This is a genomic window from Bradyrhizobium sp. Ash2021 (genome assembly GCF_031202265.1).
In the GTDB taxonomy this organism is placed as follows: Bacteria; Pseudomonadota; Alphaproteobacteria; order Rhizobiales; family Xanthobacteraceae; genus Bradyrhizobium.
Window position 1 is genome coordinate 8,664,896 of the sequence record NZ_CP100604.1, and the last position, 24,415, is coordinate 8,689,310.

The window sequence follows — 24,415 nt, forward strand, 5'->3', positions numbered from 1 at the left end:
TTACCCCGTATCCTCGGACAAAAGCGCGTCGCGAACCGGCCCGAACTGGCTTTCGAGATCGGCGACCAGCGAAGGCGCAATACTGATATTTTCGGCTTCACCGAGTACCTGTAGCTCGGCGCAGATACGGACCATTTCGCGTGCACCCAGATTGGCGGCGCTGCCCTTGAGCGTGTGGGCGACCCTAACCAGGCGAGCCGAATCGCCCTTCTGCAGGGAATCCCGCAGATCGGCCAGTTGCCCCGGCGTATCCTGAAGGAACAGATCCGTTATATTTTTTACCAACCCTGGCGCTCCCGCCCGTTCGAGTTCGCGCAAACCGTCGATCACGGAGCGATCGACGGCGCCCTCGGGTCGCGGCCGTGTCGTAACGGCCCGGCTCTCGATTTCGACGGTCACCGGCACCCATCGATCGAGAGCGGCAGCGAGTTCTTGCGGGTCAAGGGGCTTGGTGATGTGGTCGTCCATTCCCGCCGACAAGCTCTTGGCATGCGCGTCCTTCAACACGTCGGCGGTCAGGGCGAGGATCGGCGTATGCCGCCCGGTTCCTTCGCGTCGCCGGATCTCCTGGGTCGCCTGATAGCCGTCCATCTCCGGCATCTGGCAATCCATCAAGATCGCGGCGTAAGGTATCCGGCCCGCGGCCTCGACGGCTTCGCGGCCATTGGCCACGACATCGGCGCGATAGCCGAGCGCCGCGACGACGCCGATCGCGACCTGCTGATTGACGACATTGTCTTCGGCGATCAGGATACGCCCGTCCCGTCGCTTTGCCGATCTCTTCGCCCGTTTCCGAGAGGCCGAAGGAATTTCAACGCGCAGGAGTTCTTCTTCTGCCAGATCGGACCCTGCCATGACACGCGCCAGACAGTCGTAGAGCTGTGATTGCGGCGCCGGCTTCGTGAGGCAGGCATCGAACAAACCATCGCGGTTCGGCTCGGGGCCGGTTTGACCGATCGAGGTCAGGAGGATCAGCCGAGTGCCTGCGATCGAACGATCCGCCTTGATCGCTCGCGCGAGCGCAAGCCCGTCCATGCCCGGCATCTGCATGTCGACGATCGCCACGTCGTAAGGTTCGCCCCGCGTCGCCGCCGCATGCAGCATGTCGAGGGCGCCGGGGCCGGATGCGGCACTGCCATTGTGCATATGCCAGCCAACAATGTGCTCATGCAGAATGGCACGGTTGACCGCGTTGTCGTCGACCGCGAGCACGCGCAAGCCGCGCAGGTTCATGCGCTGACGCGGCACCTGGGTGGATGCGAGACCAAGCGAGACGGAAAACCAGAACGTGCTGCCTTTTCCAGGTTCACTGTCCACGCCTATTTCGCCTCCCATCAACCTCACGAGCTGCGCGGAGATGGCGAGACCGAGTCCGGTTCCACCGTGCTTGCGCGTCGTCGAAAGGTCAGCCTGCGCAAACGCCTCGAACAGGCGCGACTGTTGCTCCGGAGAGACGCCGATGCCCGTGTCGGTGACTTCAAAACGGATCGTCACCCCATGCTCGTTCCCGGCGTGCCGCCTGGCGCGCAGCACCACCTCGCCTCGCTCGGTGAATTTGACCGCATTGCCGGCCAGATTGGCGAGGATCTGGCGCAGATAGAACGGATCGCCGAGAAGAAACTCCGGCAGGTCGTGGTCGATCAGGCAGGCGACCTCGAGCCCCTTGGCGGCGGCACGCACAGCCACCATGCCGGTGACGCTCTCGACAATGTCCTGGAGATCGAATTCGATGATCTCGAGTTCGACTTTGCCGGCTTCGATCTTCGAGAAGTCGAGAACATCGTTGACCACATCCAGCAGAGCTTCTCCGGACTGCCTCGCCATCTCCGCGTAGTTGCGTTGCTTCGGGTCGAGCTTGGTATCGGCCAGGAGCCCTATCATCCCGATCACGCCATTGAGCGGTGTGCGGATCTCGTGGCTCATGACGCTGAGGAATTCGGACTTGGCTCTCGTCGCCGCCTCCGCCGCGTCCTTGGCCTGCAGCAGCGAATCCGCCATCCCGTTGAAGGCTCCCACCAGCCGCGCCAATTGGCCTGTTGACTGAACGCTCGACCGATGACTGAACTCTCCAGCTTCGATGAGAGCGGCGTCGCCCCGCAATTGCCGAATCGGACGGGCTATTCCCGACGAGAACACCCACGCGAGCAGAAATGCCGCCACGATTGCCAGGACGGTCAGGATTAGCCCCCATCGCATATCCTGAGATACGTTAGCCGGTATCGAACCCGTGGGAAGACCGACCGTCACGACCCATGGAACGGCCCTTACCGTAACGGACGCCGTCACGCGGGTAATGCCGTCGAGCCAAACGGTCTCGCTGCTTGCCTCCCGGAGTTCGAGTTGATGGCGGACAATTGAATCACCGCTGACATCACGGCCTATCCATCCGGGTTGACCGGTGCGGCCGACGATGATGCCGCGCTCGGTTAAAATCCTGACCGCGCTTCCCCGCGGCAAGCTTGCCGATTCAGTGATCTCGTTGATGCGCGCCAACTGCGTGCCAAGAACGATGACTGCCCACGTAGCGCCAGTGGCGTCGATCAACGGGCACGCAATGGCAACAACCCAAACGCCGGATATTCGGCTAAGGATTGGCTCGCTGACTGTGATCCTTCCTGTTTCGAGCGCCTGAGTGAAATAGGGGCGATCGCCTACGAAGGTTCGGCTCTTGTCGGTCAAAGGCCACTGCGAGGTTCCGATATTATGACCCTTGAGGTCGGTGACCAGCACGTTGCTCACATAGGCCGGGAGATCCGCCCTGACCGCCCGGAGAATCGCATCGTTCTTTTCGACATCCGCCGGATCGCCGGAGATAGATCGCCCTATCGTACGCAGCAGCGTGTTCATGTTGTTGAGGTAATCGTCGATGCGCGCCGCGCCAAGCGTCGCGGCGTTACGGGCCTCGAATTGGACCTTCAAATAGTCGTCGTTCGATCGTTCCCAGAGAAAAGCGCCGGCGAGAAGGAGCAGGGGCAGAATGGCCGCCAAAACGAGGATGTTCAGCCGGGTTCGGATATTCATGTTCATCGGGTGAGCGCCGTCTTTCCTGCCCTGATGCGGACTTGAACGCGCTGGCATCCCAGCATTCAATGAACTAGTTGGAGCAACCGATCGGGGCTTCCATGCGCGGAATTCTCTGCCATGCGGCGGAATCAGATATTGAAGCGAGGCTAATTCGAACTTGCCTAAGAATGCGTTAATCTTTCCAACGTAAAAATCCCTGAAGTGTTTGAATACGGGACACGCATGGTCCCGGATATATATGCAGTGCATATGGGGTGCGCAGCACCGTGGGCGCGCGACGGCGCCCATGCGCAGAGCCCGGACCGGCTTACTGTCCCGGTGACGACGGCGGCAAACGGGAGCAAACTAATGGCTGTGAGTTTGTCGATGCCGATTCTCGTGGTCGAGGATCACAACGCGACCGCTCTCATCCTGCGCACCCTGTTGCAGCGTCTGGGCTTCAGCGACGTCGATCAGGCCACCGATGGCATGGCGGCGCTCGCCAAGATGCGCGAGAAGAAATATGCCTTGGTGATCTCGGACTGGAATATGGAGCCGATGAACGGCTACGGGCTACTCAAGAAAATTCGGATGGACGAAGCGCTCGCCGAAATCCGGTTCATCATGATCACTTCTGACATGACGGCTGCGAACGTCATCGCGGCGGGAAAGGCCGGCGTCAGCGGCTATATCGTCAAGCCGTTCAGCGCGGCGGAACTCAAGGCCGAGATCGAAGCGGCATTTGCGAAGTGAGGTCACTGCGGGCGGTCAGGCGATACCGACCGAATCGAATCCAGAACGGGCATCCGCGGCGGTGCCGCCGTCGGACGCGCCCGTTCGAAACTGATTCGCCGCTTCTAGAATCGGCCGCCGGATCGAACCAGACGCACGACCAAGAGCAGCAAAACGGCGCCGATCGCGGAATAGATGATCTCCGATATCAAGCCGCTTCCGATATGGATGCCGAGCTTGGGAAACAGAAAGCTGGCGACGAACGCGCCGGCTATACCGACGACGATATCGCCGATGATGCCGAACCCCGTGCCGCGCACGATCTTGCCGGCCAGCCAGCCGGCGACGAGGCCGACGAACAGAATAACGATCAGGCTTTCGCTCGATATGTACATTGGAAATCCCCCCGGTTTGCACGCGTCATTTCCGCGGCTGTATTCCAGCCTATCGATAATTGTCTGATGTGACGACCCCAATCCGCACTCCGCCCGGCGGAGGAAACTTTGCCCCGCCCCCGGCGTTGTCAGGCAATGACACATGGCGATATCTGGTATGTGGCCTATGGGCCGGACAAAGCCGTGAAAACGGACGACGGGGCGATGAGCGCGGTCCGCTCGACCCGGACATTCAAATCCGAGGTCGATGCAAAGCTGTTCGTGATGCAGATTTTGGCCAAGGGATGGACCGCCAGCGCCGGCACCCTCAATCCGCATCAGCCCAGGCAGATCGTCGGAGCTTCCCGGATCGAAGAATGGGCCGACCCTGGGCTCGGCGGATAGGCCGCGGCGGTCAGGTCGTGGCGATGGCCGGGGCGGGCTCGGCCAGAACGCATCTGGCGATCCGATCAGACGCGATCTGCACATTGGGCGGCAATCGCTCGGTACAGCGGGCTTGCGCAAAGCCGCAGCGCGGCGCGAACGAGCAATTGGTCGGCGCGTGATCGAGCGAGGGCGGCGTCCCCGGGATCGTCTCCAGCCGCTGGCCGCGCTTGGCGCCGTGGACGGTCGAAGCCAGCAACCCCTTGGCATAGGGGTGCACCGGCGAACGCACGATCTGGCTCAAGCTGCCCTGCTCGACGATCTGCCCGGCATACATCACCGCGACGCGGTCGCAGATTTCGATCGCAACCCCAATATCGTGGGTGACGAAGATGACGGACATGCCGAACTCGCGCTGCAATTCGCGTAACAGCAGCAGGATCTGGATCTGCACGGTGGCGTCGAGCGCCGTGGTCGGCTCGTCCGCCAGCAATATCTTCGGCTTGCAGGCCAGCGCCAGCGCGATCATCGCGCGCTGCCGCATGCCGCCGGACATCTCGTGCGGATAGGCATCGAGCCGCCGTTTGGCGGAGGGAATCCGCACCACTTCCAGCATTTCCAGCGCGCGCGCGATGGCGTCCTTCTCGCTCTTGCCCTCGTGACGCATCACGGATTCGGCGATCTGACGGCCGATGGTGTAGACGGGATCGAGCGCCAGCGCCGGCTCCTGAAAGATCATCGAGACGGTCTGGCCGCGAAACGCCGACAGCGCCTCGTCGTCGAGGGCCAGCACATCCCGTCCCAAAACGTTGACGCGGCCCGAAATCTGCGTCCGCTTCTTCGGCAAAAGCCGCATCAGCGCCCGCAGCGTCACGCTCTTTCCGGAACCGGACTCGCCGAGCAGGCCGAGCACCTCGCCCTCGCCGAGCGAGAGCGAGAGATCGGTGACGGCGTGCACCGTGCGCTCGCCGGTGAAGCGGATGTTGAGATCGCGGATTTCGACGAGATTGGTCATTTGAGTTCAGGTATCCGCTGATGGAAATCGGTCACCCGCTGGAACGCCGCGCCGATCCGCAACAGCATGGCCTCGTCGAACGAGCGGCCGATCAACTGCATGCCGACCGGGAGACCGCTCTTCGTAAAGCCCGATGGGATCGACAGCGACGGCAGGCCGAGATAATTCACCGGCCGGGTAAACCGCGTCAGCCGCTGGATGACCGCTTCGGCGCCATCGCTGTTGCCGACATCGCTCTCGGCGATGGTCGGCGCCGGCACCGGAGCCACCGGCGCCAGCACCGCATCGGTTCCGGCAACGGCGGCAAGGTAAGCTGCCAGCGCCGGGCCGCGCCAGCGCATCGCTTCCAGATAGGAGACGCCGGGAATCGCAAGCCCGTTCTGCAGCCGCATCAGGACTTGCGGGCCGTAATCCTGCGGCCGCTCGATCATCCATCTTTTGTGCAACGCCGCCGCCTCGGTCGCGAGCACCAACTGGCATGCGGCCGTGAGCTGGCGCTGGTCCGGCAATTCGACCTGGACGATTTCGGCGCCCTCTTTCTTAAGCACCGCGATGGTCTCGTCGAGGATCCGCGCGACCTCGGGATCGAGATCGTCGACATAGAACGCGGTGGGCACACCGATCCTGAGGCCTTTGATCGAGCCCTTGGTCGCTTCCATGTAATCCGGCACCGGCAAAGTCGACGCGGTGGGATCTTCGGGATCGGCGCCGGCCATCAGCCCCAGCAGCAGCGCGCAATCCTCTACCGTCTGCGCCAATGGCCCGACGGTATCGAGCGATTGCGACAGCGGCATTGCGCCGGCGCGGCTGACGCGGCCGACCGTCGTCTTCAGCCCGGTGACGCCGCAGAAATGCGCGGGCATCCGGATCGAGCCGCCGGTATCCGAGCCCAAGGCCGCAAAGGTCAAGCGCGCGGCAACCGCCGAGCCCGACCCGGACGACGAACCGCCGGTGATGTGGTCGACGTGCCAGGGGTTGTGCACCGCGCCGTAATGGACGTTGTGGCCGGTCGGGCCATAGGCGAATTCCACCATCTGCAGCGAACCCAGCCGGACCGTGCCGGCATCCTTCAGGCGCTGCAACGCCGTGGAAGTCGTGGTAGCCACAAAATCTCGGCGGATCAGCGAACCGCAGGTCACGACCTTGCCGGCTTCGTAATACATATCCTTGTGCGCCAGCGGCACGCCATGCAGCGCGCCGCGCTTGTCGCCTTTGGCCAGCGCGGCATCGGCCGCGTCGGCGGCCTTCAGCGCCGCTTCCGATTCGATGGCCATGAAGGCATTGAGTCGCGGCTGCCACTCTGCGATCCGGTGCAGGCAGGACCGCGTCACTTCATGCGACGACAATTTCTTCGCCGCGATCGCCTTCGCGACCGAAACAAGCGACATCAAGGCTGGTTCAGTGCTCATGTCGAAGCTTTCACAGTCTGCACCAGCAGAAAACCGGCCGGCTCCAGATCGAACGGCAGCGTGCCGGCGACGGGGGCAAAGCCTTGGAAGGCCGGGCCGATGGAATTGGCGATGCGCGCGGCGACTTCGGCGTCGACGGGCACGCCCGCGACATCCGTCATTGCCTTGATCTCTTTTGCGGTCGGTGTGGTCATGCCGGGTTTACTCCCTTGTTGGTTTCTCTATTGGTTTTTTGGGCCGGTGCGCGGCTGTGCCCCGAGCCTGGAATGGCCATGTAGCACGCCGCTTCGTGGCCCATTGTATCGAGTGCGGTGAGTTTAGGCGTAGCGTTTGCGCAGAGCGGCTCCGCAAACGGACATCTTGTGTGAAACCGGCAGCCCGATGGCGGGTCGATCGGATTCGGCGGATCGCCCGAAATCGGCGGCGTCTCGGTGCGGTGATCGGGATCGGACGACGGCATCGCCGCCAGCAGCGCCCGCGTATAGGGATGCGCCGGCGCGTCCCAGACCTGATCGACCGGACCGAGCTCGACCACCTCGCCGAGATACATCACCAGCACGCGATCGCTGATATAGCGCACCACGTTGAGATCGTGGCTGATGAAGAGATAGGTCAGCCCGAATTCCCGCTTGAGGTCGACCAGCAGATTGAGCACCTGCGCCTCGACCGATTTGTCGAGCGCCGACACCGCCTCGTCCAGAATGACCAGCCGCGGCGACAGCGCCAGCGCGCGGGCGATATTGACGCGCTGGCGCTGGCCGCCGGAGATCTCATGCGGATACCGGTTGGCGAAATTCTCGGGCCGCAGTCCCACCTTGCCGAGCAGTTCGCGCGCCAGCGTACGCGCCGCCGTATCCGCCATGCCGTGAACCTTGGGGCCGAACGCGATCGATTCCTCGATGGTCAGGCGCGGATTGAGCGAGGCGTAGCTGTCCTGAAACACCATCTGCATGCCGCGGCGCAGTTCGCGCAGCGACAGCGCGCGGCCGACCTGCAAGCCGTCATAGATGATGTCGCCGGCGTCGCGCTTCATCAGATGCATCAAGAGCCGCGCCGTGGTCGACTTGCCGCAGCCGGATTCGCCGACGATGCCGACGGTTTCGCCCTTGAGAACCGAAAACGAGACGTCGTCGACCGCGCGGACCGTCTTGCGCGCACTGAACAGCTCGCCCCGCACCGGGAAATGTTTTGTAAGCCCGTTGACCTGCAACAGCGGCTGCGCCGCGCCGCCGATATCCTCGATCGGCGCCAGCATATCGACGGATGGACTGGTCTCACTCATGCGTCAGTTCCTGATATCCATGGCGCTGCGCATGCCGTCGCTGAGCAGGTTGAAGCAGATCGAGACCGCAAAGATCATGGCGCCGGGCAACGCCGCGACCCAGGGGTTGACGTAGATCGCGGTGCGCAGCGTGTTGAGCATCAGGCCCCATTCCGGCTCCGGCGGTTTCGTTCCGAGGCCGAGGAACGACAGGCCGGCGGCGAGGATCATCGACACCGATATCAGACCGGTGGCGTAGACGAAAATCGGCCCCAGAACATTGCCGAGCATGTGCACGCGCATGATGGTGAAGGGGCCGGCGCCGGAGGCGCGCGCGGCCTCGACGAAATCCATGTTGCGCACGCCGGTGGTGACGCTCTCGGCCACGCGGGTGATTTGCGGCACGAACACGATGGTCAGCGACACGATGGAGTTGACGATGCCGGCCCCCAGCGCGCCTGAAATCGCGATCGCCAGCAGCACCGACGGAAAGGCGTAGAACACGTCCACGGTGCGCATGATCGCGGTATTGAGCTTGCCGCCGACGTAACCGGCGACGAGGCCGAGCGAGGTCCCGATCACGAAGGCGAGGATCACGGGCAGGATACCGATGATCAGCGACAGCCGTCCGCCATAGATCAGCCGCGCCAGCATGTCGCGGCCGAGTTCGTCGGTGCCGAGCGGGAAATTTGGCGTGCCGATATGGCGAAGCCGGCGGATCATCGAGCCCTGATAGGGATCGGCGAGGCCAAGCCACGGCGCGCACAGGGCGGACACGAAGATCAGCAGCAGGATCAAGGCGCAGGCCATGCTGACCTTGTCGCGCGTGATGCGGCGGCCGACGGTGGCCCAATAGCCACGCGCCTTGGTGGCGGGCGCGGCCTGCAGGGCGTCGTCTGTAATCGCGCTCATCGGCTAGCTCCGCTTGATGCGCGGATCGATCGCGGCTTGCGCGATATCGACCAGGAGATTGAGGGCCACGAAGAACAGCGCCAGCACCAGGATGGTGCCCTGCAGCAGCGGCAGGTCGCGCTGAAAGATCGCCGAATTGAGCAATAGGCCCGAGCCCGGCCAGGAGAACACGGTTTCGATCAGGATCGAGCCGCCGAGCATGTAGCCGAGTTGCAGCCCCATCACCGCGAGCGCCGTCGGCGCGGCGTTCTTGATGACGTGGCGAAACACGTCGGTCTCGCGCAGGCCTTTTGCGCGCAACGCCTCGACGAAATCCTGTGACAGGATGTCGCCGGTCAGCGCGCGCACCGTGCGGGTGATGATGCCCATCGGGATCACCGAGGTCGTGATCGCGGGCAGGATCAGGTAGCGCAGATGTTCCCAGTCCCAGCCCCAAGCGCCGGAGCCGCCGGGTCCGGCGCCGACCGCGGGCAGCCAGTTGAGCTGCACCGAGAAGATGATCACGAGCACCATGCCGAGCCAGTAATGCGGCACCGAGACGCCGGCGATCGCGATCGAGGTCGCGACCTTGTCGATCCAGGTGTCGCGGAAATAACCGGCGATCAGGCCGAAAAATAGTCCGAGGGTAAATCCGATCAGGGCGGCTGCGATCGCCAGGGTCACGGTGTTGCCGACCGCGCGTAAAACTTCGGTCAGAACCGGACGCCCGGTGGCGATGGAATGGCCGAGATCGCCGTTGACTGCGCGCCACAGCCACAGCCCGAACTGCACCGGCAGCGGGCGATCAAAACCATAGGCCGTGCGCAATTGCGCCGCGAGTTCCTGCGACGCATCCGCCGGCAGCACCGCAACCAGGGGATCGCCGGGCGTGATGTGCACCAAGAGGAAGCACACCAGCGCAACGCTGATCACGATCGGGATGACGTAGACGATACGTCTGGCGATATAGAGAAGCACAGGTCACTTTCTTCTTGCCTTCTCCCCTTGTGGGAGAAGGTGCCATCGATGCGAAGCATCGAAGGCGGATGAGGGGTTCTATCCGCGGGTTCAGACTTCAGATGAGGGATGATCGCTCGCGGAGAGAGATCCCTCACCCGGCTTCGCGTTCCGCGAAGCCACCCTCTCCCACAAGGGGAGAGGGTCAGCAGCGCGCCACGATCACGGTGTCATGGTGATCGACGAAAAATCCACGAACCAGCTCTTCGGCTGCACAAAGCCCTTGATCTTCGGGCTCATGGCGCGCGGCGCGACGTCGTGGGCGACGTAGAGGAAGGCCGCGTCGTCGACGGAGGCCGCATGCAGTTCAGCCAGCGCCGCGTCGCGCGCGGCCGGCTCGAAGGTCTGGCGGGCCTTGGTCACCAGTTCGTCGAATTTGGGATTGTTGATAAAGCCCCAATTGTTCGACACCGGCGGCGCCATCGAGGACTGCAGGAAGCGCACCATGGCGAAGAACGGATCCATCGCCGCATAGGTGACGTTGGTCGCGTTGGAGCCATTGGCGCTGGGATCCTTGACGCCGCGGCGCCAGTTGGTGAACAGCGTGTTCCATTCGATGACGTCGAGCTGCACGTCGAAATAGCATTCGGCCAGCGCCTGCTGCAGATATTCGTTCATCGGCAGCGGCAGCATCTGGCCCGATCCCGACGCCGAGGTCTGGATCTTGACCGAGAGTTTCTTGTTCGGGCCGTAGCCGGCCTCCTGCATCAGCTTCTGCGCCGCCGGCTTGTCGTATTTGATCTCAAAGGTGGGCTTGCCGCGCCAGGGATGGCCGGGCTCGAAGGTGCCGGTCGCCGGCACCATCAGGCCGGCGAGCAGGCCGTCCTTGAGGCCTTCGCGATCGATGCAGAGATTGGCGGCCTTGCGCACGCGGATGTCGTTCCAGGGCGAGCCTTCGACGCGCGAGAACTGCCACGGCCAGACATGCGGCTCCTCGTTGGTCCTGATCACGAAGCCGCGCTGCCTGATTTCGGCGACCGCATCCGGCGCCGGCGCTTCGACCCAATCGACCTGGCCGGAGAGCAGTGCTGCGGTGCGGGCGTTGGCTTCCGGCATCGGCAGCAGCACCATCTTGTCGACCTTGGGAACGCGCGCCTTGTCCCAATAATTCGCATTCTTGACGAGTTCGAGCCGCTCGCGCGGGGTAAATCCCGACATCTTCCAGGGGCCGGTGCCCGAGGCGTCCCTGGCAAACGCGGCCCACGCGGCCTGAGATTTCGCCTTGGCGTCGGCGCCTTCGGCCGCGTCAAAAAACTTCTGCCATTTCGAGGGACTCGCCATGAACAGATTGGTCAGGTTGATCGGCAGGAAACTGTCGGGCTCCTTGGTGATCAGTTCCACCGTCATGTCGTCGATCTTGCGCGCCGAGGCCATCGTCGGCATGCGCGAGGCGGTGACGCCGACCTGGCTCGGATCGAACTGCGGCGCATCCTGCTTCAGCACCTTCTCGACATTCCAGACCACGGCGTCGGCGTTGAACGGCGAGCCGTCGTGAAAGGTGACGCCGGGGCGAAGCCTGAAGGTCCACTTCTTCTTGTCGGCGTCGTCGACTTTCCATTCGGTCGCGAGCCCCGGGATCACCACGCTTGCCTTGTCGGCCGACGACAGGTCCCACATTGTCAGCCCGTCATACATGGTGAGGCCGGTGAAACGGTTGCCCTCGAAACCCTGGTCGGGCTGGCCGAGCGTGCGCGGAATATCGGCCGCGGTCATGCCGATGCGAAGGACGGTTTCGGCAGCCGCCATGGCCGGCAACCCTGCCGCCAGCGCCACCGCCAGCACCATCGCGGCCGCCGTTTTGTTCGATTTCCCGTTATGCATCGCAGTAGTCCCTTCATCAACTTCCGGTGATTAATTCTTGTGCAAGAGTATGCAATGCTTGTGCCAAGGGGGATAGTTGTTCGCCTAATAACCTTCGGATGGGTCATTTCTTCCGGCTTCGCACCAAGAAAAGACAGCGGTGCCTATTCTGGCATCAACCTTGCAAGATTTGGTATTAGGTATTCCCAATACTCAATCCAACGGAGCTTAGGTCATGCGTGCCCGAAATTCGATCCTTATCGCCGGCTTGATAGGTGCCTGGGCGCTGGCCGTCGGCGCCGGCCTACCCGTCCAGTCCGCGCACGCCGAATCCGTGGTGCGCTACGGCATTTCGATGGCCGACATCCCGCTGACGACAGGCCAGCCGGATCGCGGCGCCGGCGCCTACCAGTTCACGGCCTATACGATCTACGATCCCCTGGTCGCCTGGGAAATGGATGTGGCCGACCGGCCCGGCAAACTGGTGCCCGGGCTCGCCACCGAATGGAAGGTGGACGACAAGGACAAGACCAAATGGCGTTTCACGTTGCGCAAGGGCGTCAAGTTCCATGACGGCAGCGAGTTCAACGCCGACGCGGTGATCTGGAATCTCGACAAGGTTTTGAACGACAAGGCGCCGCAATTCGACAAGCGCCAGAGCGCGCAGGTCAAGACCCGCCTGCCCTCGGTCGCGAGCTACGCCAAGATCGACGACGACACCGTCGAGATCACGACCAAGACCGTCGACTCGTTCTTTCCCTACCAGATGCTCTGGTTCCTGGTCTCCAGCCCCGCGCAATATGAAAAGCTCGGCAAGGATTGGGACAAGTTTGCCAGCCAGCCCTCCGGCACCGGGCCGTTCAAGCTGACAAAGCTGGTGCCGCGCGAGCTCGCCGAATTGTCGAAGAACCCGGATTACTGGGACAAGAAGCGGATTCCGAAAGTCGACAAACTGGTCCTGATTCCGATGCCGGAAGCGTTGACGCGCACCAACGCGCTGCTCGCAGGGCAAGTCGATTTGATCGAAACCCCGGCGCCGGACGCGGTGCCGCAGTTGAAATCCGCAGGGATGCGGATCGTCGACAACATCACGCCGCATGTCTGGAATTATCACCTCAGCGTGCTGCCGGGTTCGCCCTGGACCGACGTCCGCCTGCGCAAGGCGCTCAATCTCGCGATCGATCGCGATGCCGTCGTCGGCCTGATGAACGGGCTGGCGAAACCCGCCAAGGGCCAGGTCGACCCGTCGAGCCCCTGGTTCGGCAAGCCGAATTTCGAGCTCAAATACGATCTCGCCGCGGCCAGGAAGCTGGTCGAGGAAGCCGGCTATTCCAGGGAGAAGCCGCTGAAGACCACCTTCATCATCGCCCAGGGCGGCACCGGGCAGATGCTGTCGCTGCCCATGAACGAATTTTTGCAGCAGAGCTTTAAGGAGATCGGCATCGACATCGACTTCAAGGTGGTCGAGCTCGAGACATTATATACGCATTGGCGCAAGGGCGCGGCCGACGAGATGAATGCCGGCATCACCGCCAACAACATCGCCTATGTGACCTCGGACCCGCTCTACGCGATCGTGCGCTTCTTTGCCTCCGACCAGGTGGCGCCGGCCGGCGTCAACTGGGGCGGCTACAAGAATCCGAAGGTCGATGCCCTGATTAATGAGGCCAAACAGACCTTCGATACCGCCAAGCAGGACGAACTGATCGCGCAGGCGCATTCGCTGATCGTCGACGACGCGGCGCTGGTGTGGGTGGTGCACGACACCAACCCGCACGCGCTGTCGCCGAAGGTGAAGAAGTTCGTGCAGGCGCAGCACTGGTTCCAAGATCTGACGCAGATCGGGCTGGAGTAATATCTCGTCGTCGTCCCGGCCCTTATGCGCAATTGCGCATCAGGAGCCGGGACCCATAACCACCGGCGCTCGTGGTTACGCGAAAGTCGTCGAACAGCGCTTGCTTAAACGAGGGGCCACGGCGTATGGGTCCCGGCTCAAGGCCGGGACGACGTGCGTCACTTCGTCAACAGCGCGAACGCGCCGTCCCAGTCTTGCGGCGGCGGGTTTTCCTGATAGAGGCGGATCCGGGCTTCGTACAGATTGTAGAGCAGTTCAAGCGAACGCGCCTCGTCGGTGCGGCGGCCGCGCTCGATCGCCGCCAGCGCGCCATCCCAATCCCTGCCGCGATAGCACGCCAGCATCTCGATGGTCAGGTTGCGCAGCCGCTGGAAGCGGCCGGACTGCGCGGTGTCCTCGCGTCCGGCGATGGCGTAGATCACCTCCGGCTCTTTCTTGCCCTTGACCATGATGAAGTCGAGCTCGAGGATCGCGAACCTGTCCTTGACCGCGAGCGCGGTCCTGGAGCCGACGATGATGGGGAAGCCGTATTCCTTGGATTGGCCCTCGAGGCGCGACGCCAGATTGACGCTGTCGCCGAACACCGAATAGTCGAAGCGAACGTCGGACCCCATGTTGCCGACCACGCAGGTGCCGGTGTTGAGCCCAACGCCGACATTGAGCGGGATGTAGCCGTGGCCACCTTCCAGCGCCTCCTGTTCGCGCGCCTGGTTGAGTTCGTCGACCCGCTCCAGCATGTCGAGTGCCGCCTCGCAGGCGTTGAGCTGATGCTCCTTGTCGTCGAGCGGCGCGTTCCAGAACGCCATGATCGCATCGCCCATATATTTGTCGATGGTGCCTTTACGCCCGAGGATCGCGTTGGTCAGCGGCGTCAGGAAGCGGTTCATCAGCGCGGTGAGGCCCTGCGGATCGTTCTTGTAGGTTTCCGAGATCGAGGTGAAGCCGCGCATGTCGGAGAACATGATGGTCATCTCGCGCTCTTCGCCGCCGAGCACGAGTTTTTCCGGCGACTGCGCCAGCTGCGCGACCAGCGCGGGCGACATGTATTGCGAGAACGCGTTGCGGATCTGCTTACGCTGCTGCAGCTCCCGCACGAAGCTCGAGAAGATCAGCGTCAGATAGATCGCCGTGGTCGACATCAGGGGATAGGTGAAATCGATCAGCAGGCGGTGCTGGGTGTAGAAATACCAGGACGTTCCGACCAACGCGCTGGCAAATACCGCGCCGAGGGCGACAAGCGTGATCGGTCCGAACAGCGGCGCGAAGGCGATCACCAGCAGCCCGAACAGCAATGCGGTGGTGAATTCGACGACGATGCCGTAAATCGGCTGCGAGATCACCGACCCCGTCAACGCACTCTCCAGCACCTGGGCGTGGATTTCCACGCCCGGCATGGCGCGCGAAACCGGCGTGGTCTTGATGTCGTTGAGGCCGACCGCCGAGGTGCCGATCAACACCAGTTTGCCCGCGACCTTGTCGGGCGCGACAGTCCGGTCCAGCACGTTGATGGCGGGAACGTAGAGGGAAGAATCGTTGCGCGCGAAATGAATCCAGAGCTGGCCATTATTGTCGGTCGGGATCTGAAAGCCTTTGATACGGAGGCTCTTGATGCCGGCCTTCTCGGCCTTGATCAGGATCGTGCCCGAACCGGTGGCGACCCGAAGCATCTCGAAGGTCAGCGACGGCATCGTCAGGCCCTGGGCCTGCATGATCATCGGCACCCGCCGCACGATGCCGTCCCGTTCGGGATTGATCGTAAACAGGCCACGCCCGGCCGCGGCATGCTCCAGGACCCCGACATTGCGCAGCAGGCCCGGGAAATCGAACATGAACTGTTGCGGCTCCTCGCCCAGCATCGCCAGCCCCGTCACCGGCAGCGTCTTGTCGAGTGCGGTGAGCTCTTCCGGCAGCCCCGATTCGCCCAGCACCACGCGCGACGCGCTGATGGCATCGGCGAAAATCTGATCGTTGCTCGGCAGCGCCCGCAACCTGGCGCGGGTTTCTTCGTCGAGATTGCGGAACGTGTCGGCCGCGACATCGGGATTGAGGCGGTCGGGCTCGGAAAACACCACGTCGAAGGCGATCACGACAGCGCCGAGCCTGGTCAGCTCCGCGACGAGATCCGCGATCCGCGTCCGCGGCCATGGCCACTGTCCGAGCTTTTCCATGCTCTTTTCGTCGATATCGACAATGGTGACCGGCCTTGCGGTCTTCTTGCGCGGATCGATGCGCTGGAAGCCATCGAAGATCCTGACCCTGATCTCCTCGACCGGGGCCGGATCGAGCACGCGCAGCGCGGCGAAGCCGACCAGCAGCGCCAGACACGCCAGCCGGGCGTAGCCAAAGCGCAGCTTGAACCACCGTCGCAATAACTTCAGTCGCTTCATGTCGTCTGGATATCACGCTCGGACGGATTGTTCACGCCTGGTGTTTGACGCATTTGGCCGGCGGCACCCAAGTAGACGCCACCAAGGCAAACCGGTCCTTGATAAGCCATCAGGAGAGGCGGATTATTTTGCACGCGTCATCTGCACGAGAGAAACCGTTGCCCTACAGCGCTTCAGACATATTTTGATTTTTGCACGGTACCCGTCTGGATTTTATCGAACCGCGATGCCTGATGATCGTGCAACCGTCAGCTTCGGTGTCGCGATAAGCTAGGCAATAATGAAGTCGGAGAGATGAAGACTGGTTGCGGTCACGCCTTTCAGGACGATTTGGAATTCCGCATTTCCAGCGTTTCCGTTCGTATCGCCCAGGACCACTGTATCGGATCCAACCTGCGACCAATTGAGACCGTGCGCAGCCAGGGCTCCAAGGCCACTCATACCCGCGGCGAATCCCAGCCCAGAAACGTTGATATGATCCACACCAACCTGGAAATCCTGGATCGTATCGAAGCTCGCGGGTGTCGAATCTGCCGCAGCTGCAAACACGAATGTATCCCTCCCGGAACCACCCCAGAGCTGATCCGCGCCGGCCCCGCCGGTAATGGTATCGTTCCCGGATCCTCCATAGATGACATCGTTACCGTCGCCACCCTGAATAATATCGTTGCCGCCCCGCCCATAAATCGTATCGTTGCCACCCTGCGCGTTGATGTGGTCAGCCGTTGAGTCGTTATTGCCGATGATCGTGCTATCGGTCGCCGCCCCGATGAAATTGTGATTATTTCCACTTATGAACGCTGTACTGGCCGCGAGTGGCGTCGTTCCGTCTGCGGCATAGATGTCGTGGTCCGGATCATCATTATCGGTGACAGCGATGGTGACGATCTGCGCGGTGCCGTCCACGGTATGGACAGTGAACGTATCGGTCAGATGCTGGTTTTCACCGAGCGCCTTCACTGCCGCATTGGAATTATTGAGCGTGTAGGTCCAGACGCCGCCCGCGGTCATCTGATAGGTACCGTAACCGTGGTCGGTGCCCGATCCGGCCGCCGCTGCGACAAAGGTATTGGGCGCGTTGTCGACATCGGTGTCGGTCAGCGTGCCGGTGACGGTTAGCGCACCACTGCCAGGACCATCGTCGGCTACTTCCACGGCACCGCTCGACTGACCGGCGATCACCGCCGGGTCGTTGGTGCCGAGAATGTTCACCGTCAGCAGATGCGAGGTGCCGTCCGCCGACGACACGCTCAGCGTATCCGTATAGGTCGTGCCGCCGACAAACTCGTTGTGGGCCGTGTCGGTGGTATACGTCCACACCCCGGCGGCGTTGATCGAGAAGTGACCATAGGCATGGCTGCCCGCCACGTCAGTCTGCGCATTGAACGTCGCCAAACTGTCGACATCGCTGATCGACAGCTTCCCGCCGGTCGTCAGCACCGCATTCGTTTCGGTCAAATTCTGGGTGTCGGTGCCACCGATCACCGCCGTGTCGTTGACGCCGGTCACATTCACCGTGAACGTCGCTGTGCCGGTGGCGCCGTGCACGTCTGACGTCTGCACGGTGAAGGTGTCGGTATGGGAGCCCGCCGGCAGCGCGTTGATCGCGGCCGCATTGGCGACATAATCGTAGCTGCCGTTGGCATTCACCGTCAGCGAACCATAGAGGCCGGCGACCGCCGACGTCGCCACGTGGTGCGGCGCGTCGAGCACGGCATATTGCAGCGTTGCGGTCTCACCGCTGTCGCGATCGGTCCCGACCAGCATGCCCGTGAGATCGCCAAAGCTGTCATTCGCGGCGGTATCGGTGAGCGTGCCGGCATTCACGTTGGCTAGCGTGGGCGAGTCGTTGGCGCCGGTCACGTCAACCGTCAGCGTCGCGGTGCCGGTGGCGCCGTGCACGTCGGTGGTCTGCACCGTGAACGTATCGGCATATGTACCGGCATGCAGCGCGTTGATCGCGCCGGCGTCGGCGACATAGCTGTAGCTGCCGTTGAGGTTCACCGTCAGCGAGCCGTAGTGGCCCGCGACGGCCGAATTCACGGCGAGATGGCTGATTGGGACGATCGCGGTATAGAGCAGCGTTGCAGCATCGCCGTTGTCGACGTCGTTCCCGACCAGCGTTCCCGTGAGGTTGCCGAAGCTGTCGTTCCCTACGGTATCGGTGAGCGTACCCGCGTTCACCGCCGCAACCACCGGCGCGTCGTTGGTGCCGGTGATGTCGATCGTCAGCGTCGCGGATGCGGTCGCGCCGGCCGCATCGTGCATGGTATAGGTAAAGACGTCCGTGACGTGCTGACCCTCGGTCAGCGCCTGCGTGGCGGCGTTGCCGTTATCGAGCGTATAGGTCCAGCTGCCGTCGTCCGCGACGGTGACGCTGCCATAGGTGCCGGCAACCCCGGTGGCAACGTGTCCCGTCAGAGGACCGCTCGGGGTTCCGCTCGCGACCCCCTGCACCGTCATGGTGTCGCCGGTATCGACGTCGGAGTCGTTTGAAAGAACATTGCCCGTCGCGGTATCGATGCCGGCAAACGCGGTATTTCCCGGATGGACGCCCTGCTCGACCACCGGCGCGCCGGTATTCAGGTCGGTCGCGGCGACCGGCGCATCGTTGGTGACCGGCGCGTCATTGGTGCCGGTGATTCCGATCGTCAGCGTCGTCGTCGAGGTGCCGCCGTTGTGGTCGGATTCGGTGTAGCTGAAGACGTCGTTGGCGTGCGCGCCCTGCGCCAATGCGTTGGTCGCGGGCCGGCTGTTGTCGAGCGTGTAGGTCCAGGTTCCGTCCACACCGAGAACGAGCGACCCATAAGTGCCGATGATGGTGGCGCCGACGCCGGTCGAAAGCACGCCGCTCGCCGTCCCCGCTGCAACGCCAATGACTGAATGCGTGTCGGTGAGGTCGACATCGGTGTCGTTGGTGAGCACATTGCCGGTCGTGGTCGGAACGCCGGGAACGACGTTGTCGTGGACGTCGTTGCCGGCCTCGACGACATGGCCCTGGTCGCTGTCGGCCACCGCAACCGGCGAATCGTTGGTGCCGGTGATGGTGACGGTGAATGGCTTTGAGATGACGCCGCCATGGCCGTCATCGACGGTCGCGGTATAGGTCAGCGTCAGGGTTTCGCCGGCGGCCAGGAAGTCGAACGCACCGTCGGCCAGGCTGTAGGTCCAGGTCGCCGAACCATTGTCGGTATTGCCAGGGGTCTGCGCAATGGTCAGCGCGCCTTCCACCGCCGCCACGTCGGCCTGTTGCTGCGCCGTCAGCGTCAGGGCGGTATGCGACGCATCGGTATAGGTGAATGAGGAGAATACCGCGCTCACCACCGGACGGTCGGTCAGGTCGACGTCGGTGAAGCTGACGGTGCCGGTGACGGTATCGAGCGCCGCCGACCCGGTCGGGTTCGGCTGTGGCGTGTTCGACAGTTCGGCAAACGCGTTGCTGGTCGTATCGATCGTCGGGGTGTCGTTGGTGCCGGTGATGGTGACGGTGAATGGCTTTGTCACCACGCCGCCATGGCCGTCATCGACGGTCGCGGTATAGGTCAGCGTCAGGATCTCGCCCGCCGCGAGGAAGTCGAACGCACCGTCGGCCAGGCTGTAGGTCCAGGTCGCCGAACCATTGTCGGTATTGCCCGGGGTCTGCGCAATCGTCAGCGCGCCTTCCACCGCCGCCACATCGGCCTGTTGCTGCGCCGTCAGCGTCAGGGCGGTATGCGACGCGTCGGTATAGGTGAACGAGGAGAATACCGCACTCACCACCGGACGGTCGGTCAGATCGACATCGGTGAAGCTGACGGTGCCGGTGACGGTATCGAGCGCGGTCGAGCCGGTCGGGTTCGGCTGTGGCGTGTTCGACAGTTCGGCAAACGCGTTGCTGGTCGTATCGATCGTCGGGGTGTCGTTGGTGCCGGTGATGGTGACGGTGAATGGCTTTGTCACCACGCCGCCATGGCCGTCATCGACGGTCGCGGTATAGGTCAGCGTCAGGATCTCGCCCGCCGCGAGGAAGTCGAACGCACCGTCGGCCAGGCTGTAGGTCCAGGTCGCCGAACCATTGTCGGTATTGCCCGGGGTCTGCGCAATCGTCAGCGCGCCTTCCACCGCCGCCACATCGGCCTGTTGCTGCGCCGTCAGCGTCAGGGCGGTATGCGACGCGTCGGTATAGGTGAACGAGGAGAATACCGCACTCACCACCGGACGGTCGGTCAGATCGACATCGGTGAAGCTGACGGTGCCGGTGACGGTATCGAGCGCGGTCGAGCCGGTCGGGTTCGGCTGTGGCGTGTTCGACAGTTCGGCAAACGCGTTGCTGGTCGTATCGATCGTCGGGGTGTCGTTGGTGCCGGTGATGGTGACGGTGAATGGCTTTGTCACCACGCCGCCATGGCCGTCATCCACGGTCGCGGTATAGGTCAGCGTCAGGGTTTCGCCGGCGGCCAAAAAGTCAAAATTGCCGTCGGCAACACTGTAGGTCCAGGTCGCCGAGCCGTTGTCGGTATTTCCCGCGGTCTGCGTCACCGTCAGCGGCACCGCGACCGCTGCCACGTCGGCCTGCTGCTGCGCCGTCAAGCTCAGCGCATGGCCGGATGCGTCGGTATAGGTAAACGAGGTGTAGGCCGCGCTCGCCACCGGACGGTCGGTCAGGTCGACATCGGTAAAGCCGATGGTGCCGGAGACCGTATCGAGCGCCGTCGACCCGGTCGGGTTCGGCTGGCTGTCGTTCGACAGTTCGGCAAACGCGTTGCTGGTCGTATCGATCGTCGGCGTGTCGTTGGTGCCGGTGATGGTGACGGTGAATGGCTTTGTCACCACGCCGCCATGTCCGTCATCCACGGTCGCGGTATAGGTCAGCGTCAGGATTTCGCCGGCGGCCAAAAAGTCAAAATTACCGTCGGCAACACTGTAGGTCCAGGTCGCAGAGCCGTTGTCGGTATTTCCGTCGGCCTGCGTCACCGTCAGCGGCACCGCGACCGCCGCCACATCGGCCTGCTGCTGCGCCGTCAAGCTCAGCGCATGGCCGGATGCGTCCGTATAGGTAAACGAGGTGTAGGCCGCGCTCGCCACCGGACGGTCGGTCAGGTCGACATCGGTAAAGCCGATGGTGCCGGAAACCGTATCGAGCGCCGTCGATCCGGTCGGGTTCGGCTGGCTGTCGTTCGACAGTTCGGCAAACGCGTTGCTGGTCGTCGTGACCACGGGATTATCGTTGGTGCCGGCGATGGAAATGTCGGCGCCGTTGATCGATACGGTAATCGGCGTCGAGACCACCCCGCCATGGCCGTCATCGACCTCGGCCACATAGTTGAGGGTCAGCGTCTCGCCCTTGGCGATGAAATCGAACGCCTTGTCGGCGATACTGTAGGTCCAGGTCGCCGAACCATTGTGGGTATTTCCCGCCGCCTGCACGACCGTCAGGGGAACCTCGACGGCGGCGATCGCCGCCAGTTGCTCGGCCGTCAGCGAACCGGTGATGTCGTGGCCCTGGGCGTCGAGATATCTAAACGGATGCGACGCGGAGAGCGCCGCACTCACGATCGGACGGTCGGTCAGATCGACGTCGGTGAAAGTGACGGTGCCGGACGCCGTATCGATGGCGGTATTGCCGGTGCCTAATCGCTCGGTGATGCCGGTGCCGGTCGTCGCGATGGTCGGCGTGTCGTTGGTGCCGGTGATGGTGACCGTGAACGGTTGTGAAATGACGCCGCCATGGCCGTCATCGACGGTCGCGGTATAGGTCAGCGTCAGGATTTCGCCGGCGGCCAGGAAGTCGAACGCACCGTCGGCCAGGCTGTAGGTCCAGGTCGCCGAACCATTGTCGGTATTGCCAGGCGTCTGCGTCACCGTCAGCGGCGCCGCGACCGCCGCCACATCGGCCTGCTGCTGCGCCGTCAAGGACAGCGCATGGCCGGATGCGTCCGTATAGGTAAACGAGGTGTAGGCCGCGCTCGCCACCGGACGGTCGGTCAGGTCGACATCGGTAAAGCCGATGGTGCCGGAGACCGTATCGAGCGCCGTCGACCCGGTCGGGTTCGGCTGGCTGTCGTTCGACAGTTCGGCAAACGCGTTGCTGGTCGTCGTGACCACGGGATTATCGTTGGTGCCGGTGATGGAAATGTCGGCGCCGTTGATCGATACCGTGATCGGCGTCGAGACCACCCCGCCATGGCCGTCATCGACCTCGGCGACGTAGTTGAGGGTCAGCGTCTCGCCCTTGGCGATGAAATCGAACGCCTTGTCGGCGATGCTGTAGGTCCAGGTCGCCGAACCATTGTGGGTATTTCCCGCCGCCTGCACCACGGTCAGGGGAACCTCGACGGCGGCGATCGCCGCCAGCTGCTCGGCCGTCAGCGAACCGGTGATGTCGTGGCCCTGGGCGTCGAGATATCTAAACGGATGCGAAGCGGAGAGCGCCGCACTCACGATCGGACGGTCGGTCAGATCGACGTCGGTGAAAGTGACGGTGCCGGACGCCGTATCGATGGCGGTATTGCCGGTGCCTAATCGCTCGGTGATGCCAGTGCCGGACGTGGCAATGGTCGGCGCGTCGTTGGTGCCGGTGATCGTGATCGTGATCGGCGTCAACGTCCATTCATCGTTTGGCGCGAAGTTGTTGTCCACCCGCGCCATGTAGGTCAGCGTCAACGTCTCGCCGGCGGCAAGAAAGTCGAAGGCGCTGTCGGCAATATTGTAGGTCCAGGTCGCCGATCCGTTGTTGGTGTTGCCGGGGTCCTGCACCACGGTTAGCGGTATTTCGACCGCCTGGATCGCGGCCAGTTGCTCCGCCGTCAGCGACGCGGTGACATCGTGATTGCTCGCATCCTTGTAGGTGAAGGAATCGAACTTGGCCGTCGCGCTCGGAAGATCGCCGGCGTTGATGTCGACCCACTTGATCTTGTCGGACAGCGTATCAAGGGTCGAACTGTGGGTGACAGTGTGTGTAGCGTTGTCACGTTCGGTGAAAGCGCTGTTGAAGGTAACGACCGTCGGCGGCCCATCGATGTGATCGGTCCTGGGCGGGGTGTTGGGGTTGGACAGCGCCGCAGGGTTGTCCGCAACGAAGCCCACCTTCACTGTCACGGGGACGGTGTCCCCGTTCGTCAGCTTGAGCAGCAGCGTATCATCGATGATGTTACTGGTGAAATGGGTGGTGTCTTTGGGGTTCGTATTGTCGGTGAATTTCTGCGCAAAGACGTCCGTGATGATCTTTTGCGCATCGGCCGACAGCTGGGCCGACGACAGGAAGCTGACGGTGCCCTGACCATTGACGATGGTTTGCGTCCCGGCCAGATTGACGGTCGCGATCGGGGTCAGGGTTGTCTTGTCGAACAGGATATAGGAGCCGGTGGTGCCGTCCGGCTCGACCAGCACCTGGAATTTCGCCGGCGGCGCGCCACCCTGGGCGGGGACATCGAAATCGATCTCGACCAGCACCGCGGTGCCGCGGATGCCCATTGTCGCGACCGGCGTATCGACCTTCATATCGCCGTGTTTGGCGGTAGCACCTGCGACGAACGAGATCGTCCCCTGCACGAGGCTGATCAGCGACGAGTTGTTCGACCCGTTCGGGTCATAGATCATTTCGTTCAGCACCATCTTCGCGTTCGACGCGAGGCCGAACACGGAGCCGTCGATGAAGGTGATGCCGAGCGAGGAGTCGGAGCCGGACTGGACCACGTCGCCCTTGTTGACGTTGTCGCCCTGGTTCAGGATGATCGACACGCCGTTCCGGATCACGGTCGCGGTGCCCGTCAGCTTGGTGACATGGCCGATCACCTGGGCAACGCTGGCGCTGCCGTCGGCCTGCGCAAACTGCGTGTAACCGCTGAGCGCGTCAACGATGTCGCCGGTCAGATGCGCGCCATCGGGCGAAGCCAGCGCGGCGTGCTTCTCGCCCTTGAAGTAATCGTGCAGCACCAGTTTGCGGTCGTCCGCCGACAGGATCAGGTCGACCCCGGAGCGTTTAAAATCGCCGGTGAAGAGCAGATGGGCGTCATGGACGATGATGGCGCCGGTTGGCGCATGCGTCGAAACGCTGTCGACATGGCCATGCCCATGGGGCTGGGAGCCCTGACCGTCAGACAGAGTACCGTCGAATTTACCGGCAAAGCTCAAATGGGCACCGTCGCCACTAAGGTTAATATTAATACAATATTCGAGAGTCTAAGCTTGCATATCATTGGAGGGTTCCGTGGGGAACCATCCATTACTGAGTGACGCGTGCAGTATAGGGAGCTGCCCGCTTCCGATCTTTAAGGATTACAAGTATTAATGGCCGATGGGCGAAGAA

14 protein-coding genes are annotated in these 24,415 nt (G+C 62.8%); 3 read left to right on the plus strand and 11 right to left on the minus strand.

Annotated elements, in window-relative coordinates; translation table 11 throughout:
- Positions 1 to 3,027 carry a response regulator gene (locus NL528_RS41700; protein ID WP_309180148.1) on the minus strand — a complete coding sequence of 1,009 codons (3,027 nt, stop codon included), beginning with the start codon at positions 3,025 to 3,027 and terminating at the stop codon, positions 1 to 3.
- A 345-nt stretch (positions 3,028 to 3,372) separates the two neighbouring features.
- On the opposite strand from NL528_RS41700, the gene NL528_RS41705 reads away from it, so the two are divergent.
- Complete coding sequence (locus NL528_RS41705) at positions 3,373 to 3,756, plus strand: response regulator (RefSeq protein ID WP_309180149.1); 384 nt, start codon at positions 3,373 to 3,375, stop codon at positions 3,754 to 3,756.
- Between the two features lie 104 nt (positions 3,757 to 3,860).
- On the opposite strand, the gene NL528_RS41710 is transcribed toward NL528_RS41705, so the two are convergent.
- A complete protein-coding gene (locus tag NL528_RS41710) occupies positions 3,861 to 4,130 on the minus strand; it encodes a GlsB/YeaQ/YmgE family stress response membrane protein (RefSeq protein WP_309180150.1) in 270 nt (89 codons plus the stop codon).
- Between the two features lie 183 nt (positions 4,131 to 4,313).
- On the opposite strand from NL528_RS41710, the gene NL528_RS41715 reads away from it, so the two are divergent.
- Positions 4,314 to 4,514 (plus strand): hypothetical protein, encoded by a 201-nt coding sequence (locus NL528_RS41715; RefSeq protein WP_309180151.1) that lies wholly within the window; start codon positions 4,314 to 4,316, stop codon positions 4,512 to 4,514.
- A 10-nt stretch (positions 4,515 to 4,524) separates the two neighbouring features.
- Here NL528_RS41715 and NL528_RS41720 read toward each other — a convergent pair whose 3' ends face one another.
- The 7 genes from NL528_RS41720 to NL528_RS41750 form a co-directional block, all read right to left on the minus strand.
- Positions 4,525 to 5,508, minus strand: coding sequence for an ABC transporter ATP-binding protein (locus tag NL528_RS41720; protein ID WP_309180152.1), 984 nt, complete (start codon positions 5,506 to 5,508; stop codon positions 4,525 to 4,527).
- Positions 5,505 to 6,917 carry an amidase gene (locus NL528_RS41725; protein ID WP_309180153.1) on the minus strand — a complete coding sequence of 471 codons (1,413 nt, stop codon included), beginning with the start codon at positions 6,915 to 6,917 and terminating at the stop codon, positions 5,505 to 5,507. The genes NL528_RS41720 and NL528_RS41725 overlap by 4 nt, the downstream gene beginning before the upstream one ends.
- The gene (locus NL528_RS41730; protein WP_309180154.1) at positions 6,914 to 7,111 is read right to left on the minus strand and encodes a hypothetical protein; all 198 of its coding nucleotides are present in this window, start codon (positions 7,109 to 7,111) and stop codon (positions 6,914 to 6,916) included. Before NL528_RS41730 ends, NL528_RS41725 begins: the two co-directional genes overlap by 4 nt.
- On the minus strand, positions 7,108 to 8,199 hold the full coding sequence (locus NL528_RS41735) for an ABC transporter ATP-binding protein (protein ID WP_309180155.1): 1,092 nt from the start codon (positions 8,197 to 8,199) through the stop codon (positions 7,108 to 7,110). The genes NL528_RS41730 and NL528_RS41735 overlap by 4 nt, the downstream gene beginning before the upstream one ends.
- A 3-nt stretch (positions 8,200 to 8,202) precedes the next feature.
- Complete coding sequence (locus NL528_RS41740) at positions 8,203 to 9,090, minus strand: ABC transporter permease (RefSeq protein WP_309180156.1); 888 nt, start codon at positions 9,088 to 9,090, stop codon at positions 8,203 to 8,205.
- A 3-nt stretch (positions 9,091 to 9,093) separates the two neighbouring features.
- Positions 9,094 to 10,047: an ABC transporter permease gene (locus NL528_RS41745; RefSeq protein ID WP_074272941.1), complete on the minus strand. Its 954-nt coding sequence runs from the start codon at positions 10,045 to 10,047 to the stop codon at positions 9,094 to 9,096.
- Positions 10,048 to 10,248: 201 nt separating this feature from the next.
- A complete protein-coding gene (locus NL528_RS41750) occupies positions 10,249 to 11,907 on the minus strand; it encodes an ABC transporter substrate-binding protein (RefSeq protein WP_309180157.1) in 1,659 nt (552 codons plus the stop codon).
- 214 nt (positions 11,908 to 12,121) lie between these two features.
- Here NL528_RS41750 and NL528_RS41755 point away from each other — a divergent pair, with 214 nt between their 5' ends.
- Positions 12,122 to 13,741: an ABC transporter substrate-binding protein gene (locus NL528_RS41755; RefSeq protein ID WP_309180158.1), complete on the plus strand. Its 1,620-nt coding sequence runs from the start codon at positions 12,122 to 12,124 to the stop codon at positions 13,739 to 13,741.
- A 158-nt stretch (positions 13,742 to 13,899) separates the two neighbouring features.
- Here NL528_RS41755 and NL528_RS41760 read toward each other — a convergent pair whose 3' ends face one another.
- The gene (locus NL528_RS41760; protein WP_309180160.1) at positions 13,900 to 16,128 is read right to left on the minus strand and encodes an adenylate/guanylate cyclase domain-containing protein; all 2,229 of its coding nucleotides are present in this window, start codon (positions 16,126 to 16,128) and stop codon (positions 13,900 to 13,902) included.
- 270 nt (positions 16,129 to 16,398) lie between these two features.
- Positions 16,399 to 24,240 carry a VCBS domain-containing protein gene (locus tag NL528_RS41765; protein WP_309180162.1) on the minus strand — a complete coding sequence of 2,614 codons (7,842 nt, stop codon included), beginning with the start codon at positions 24,238 to 24,240 and terminating at the stop codon, positions 16,399 to 16,401.
- Between the last annotated feature and the right edge of the window lie 175 nt (positions 24,241 to 24,415).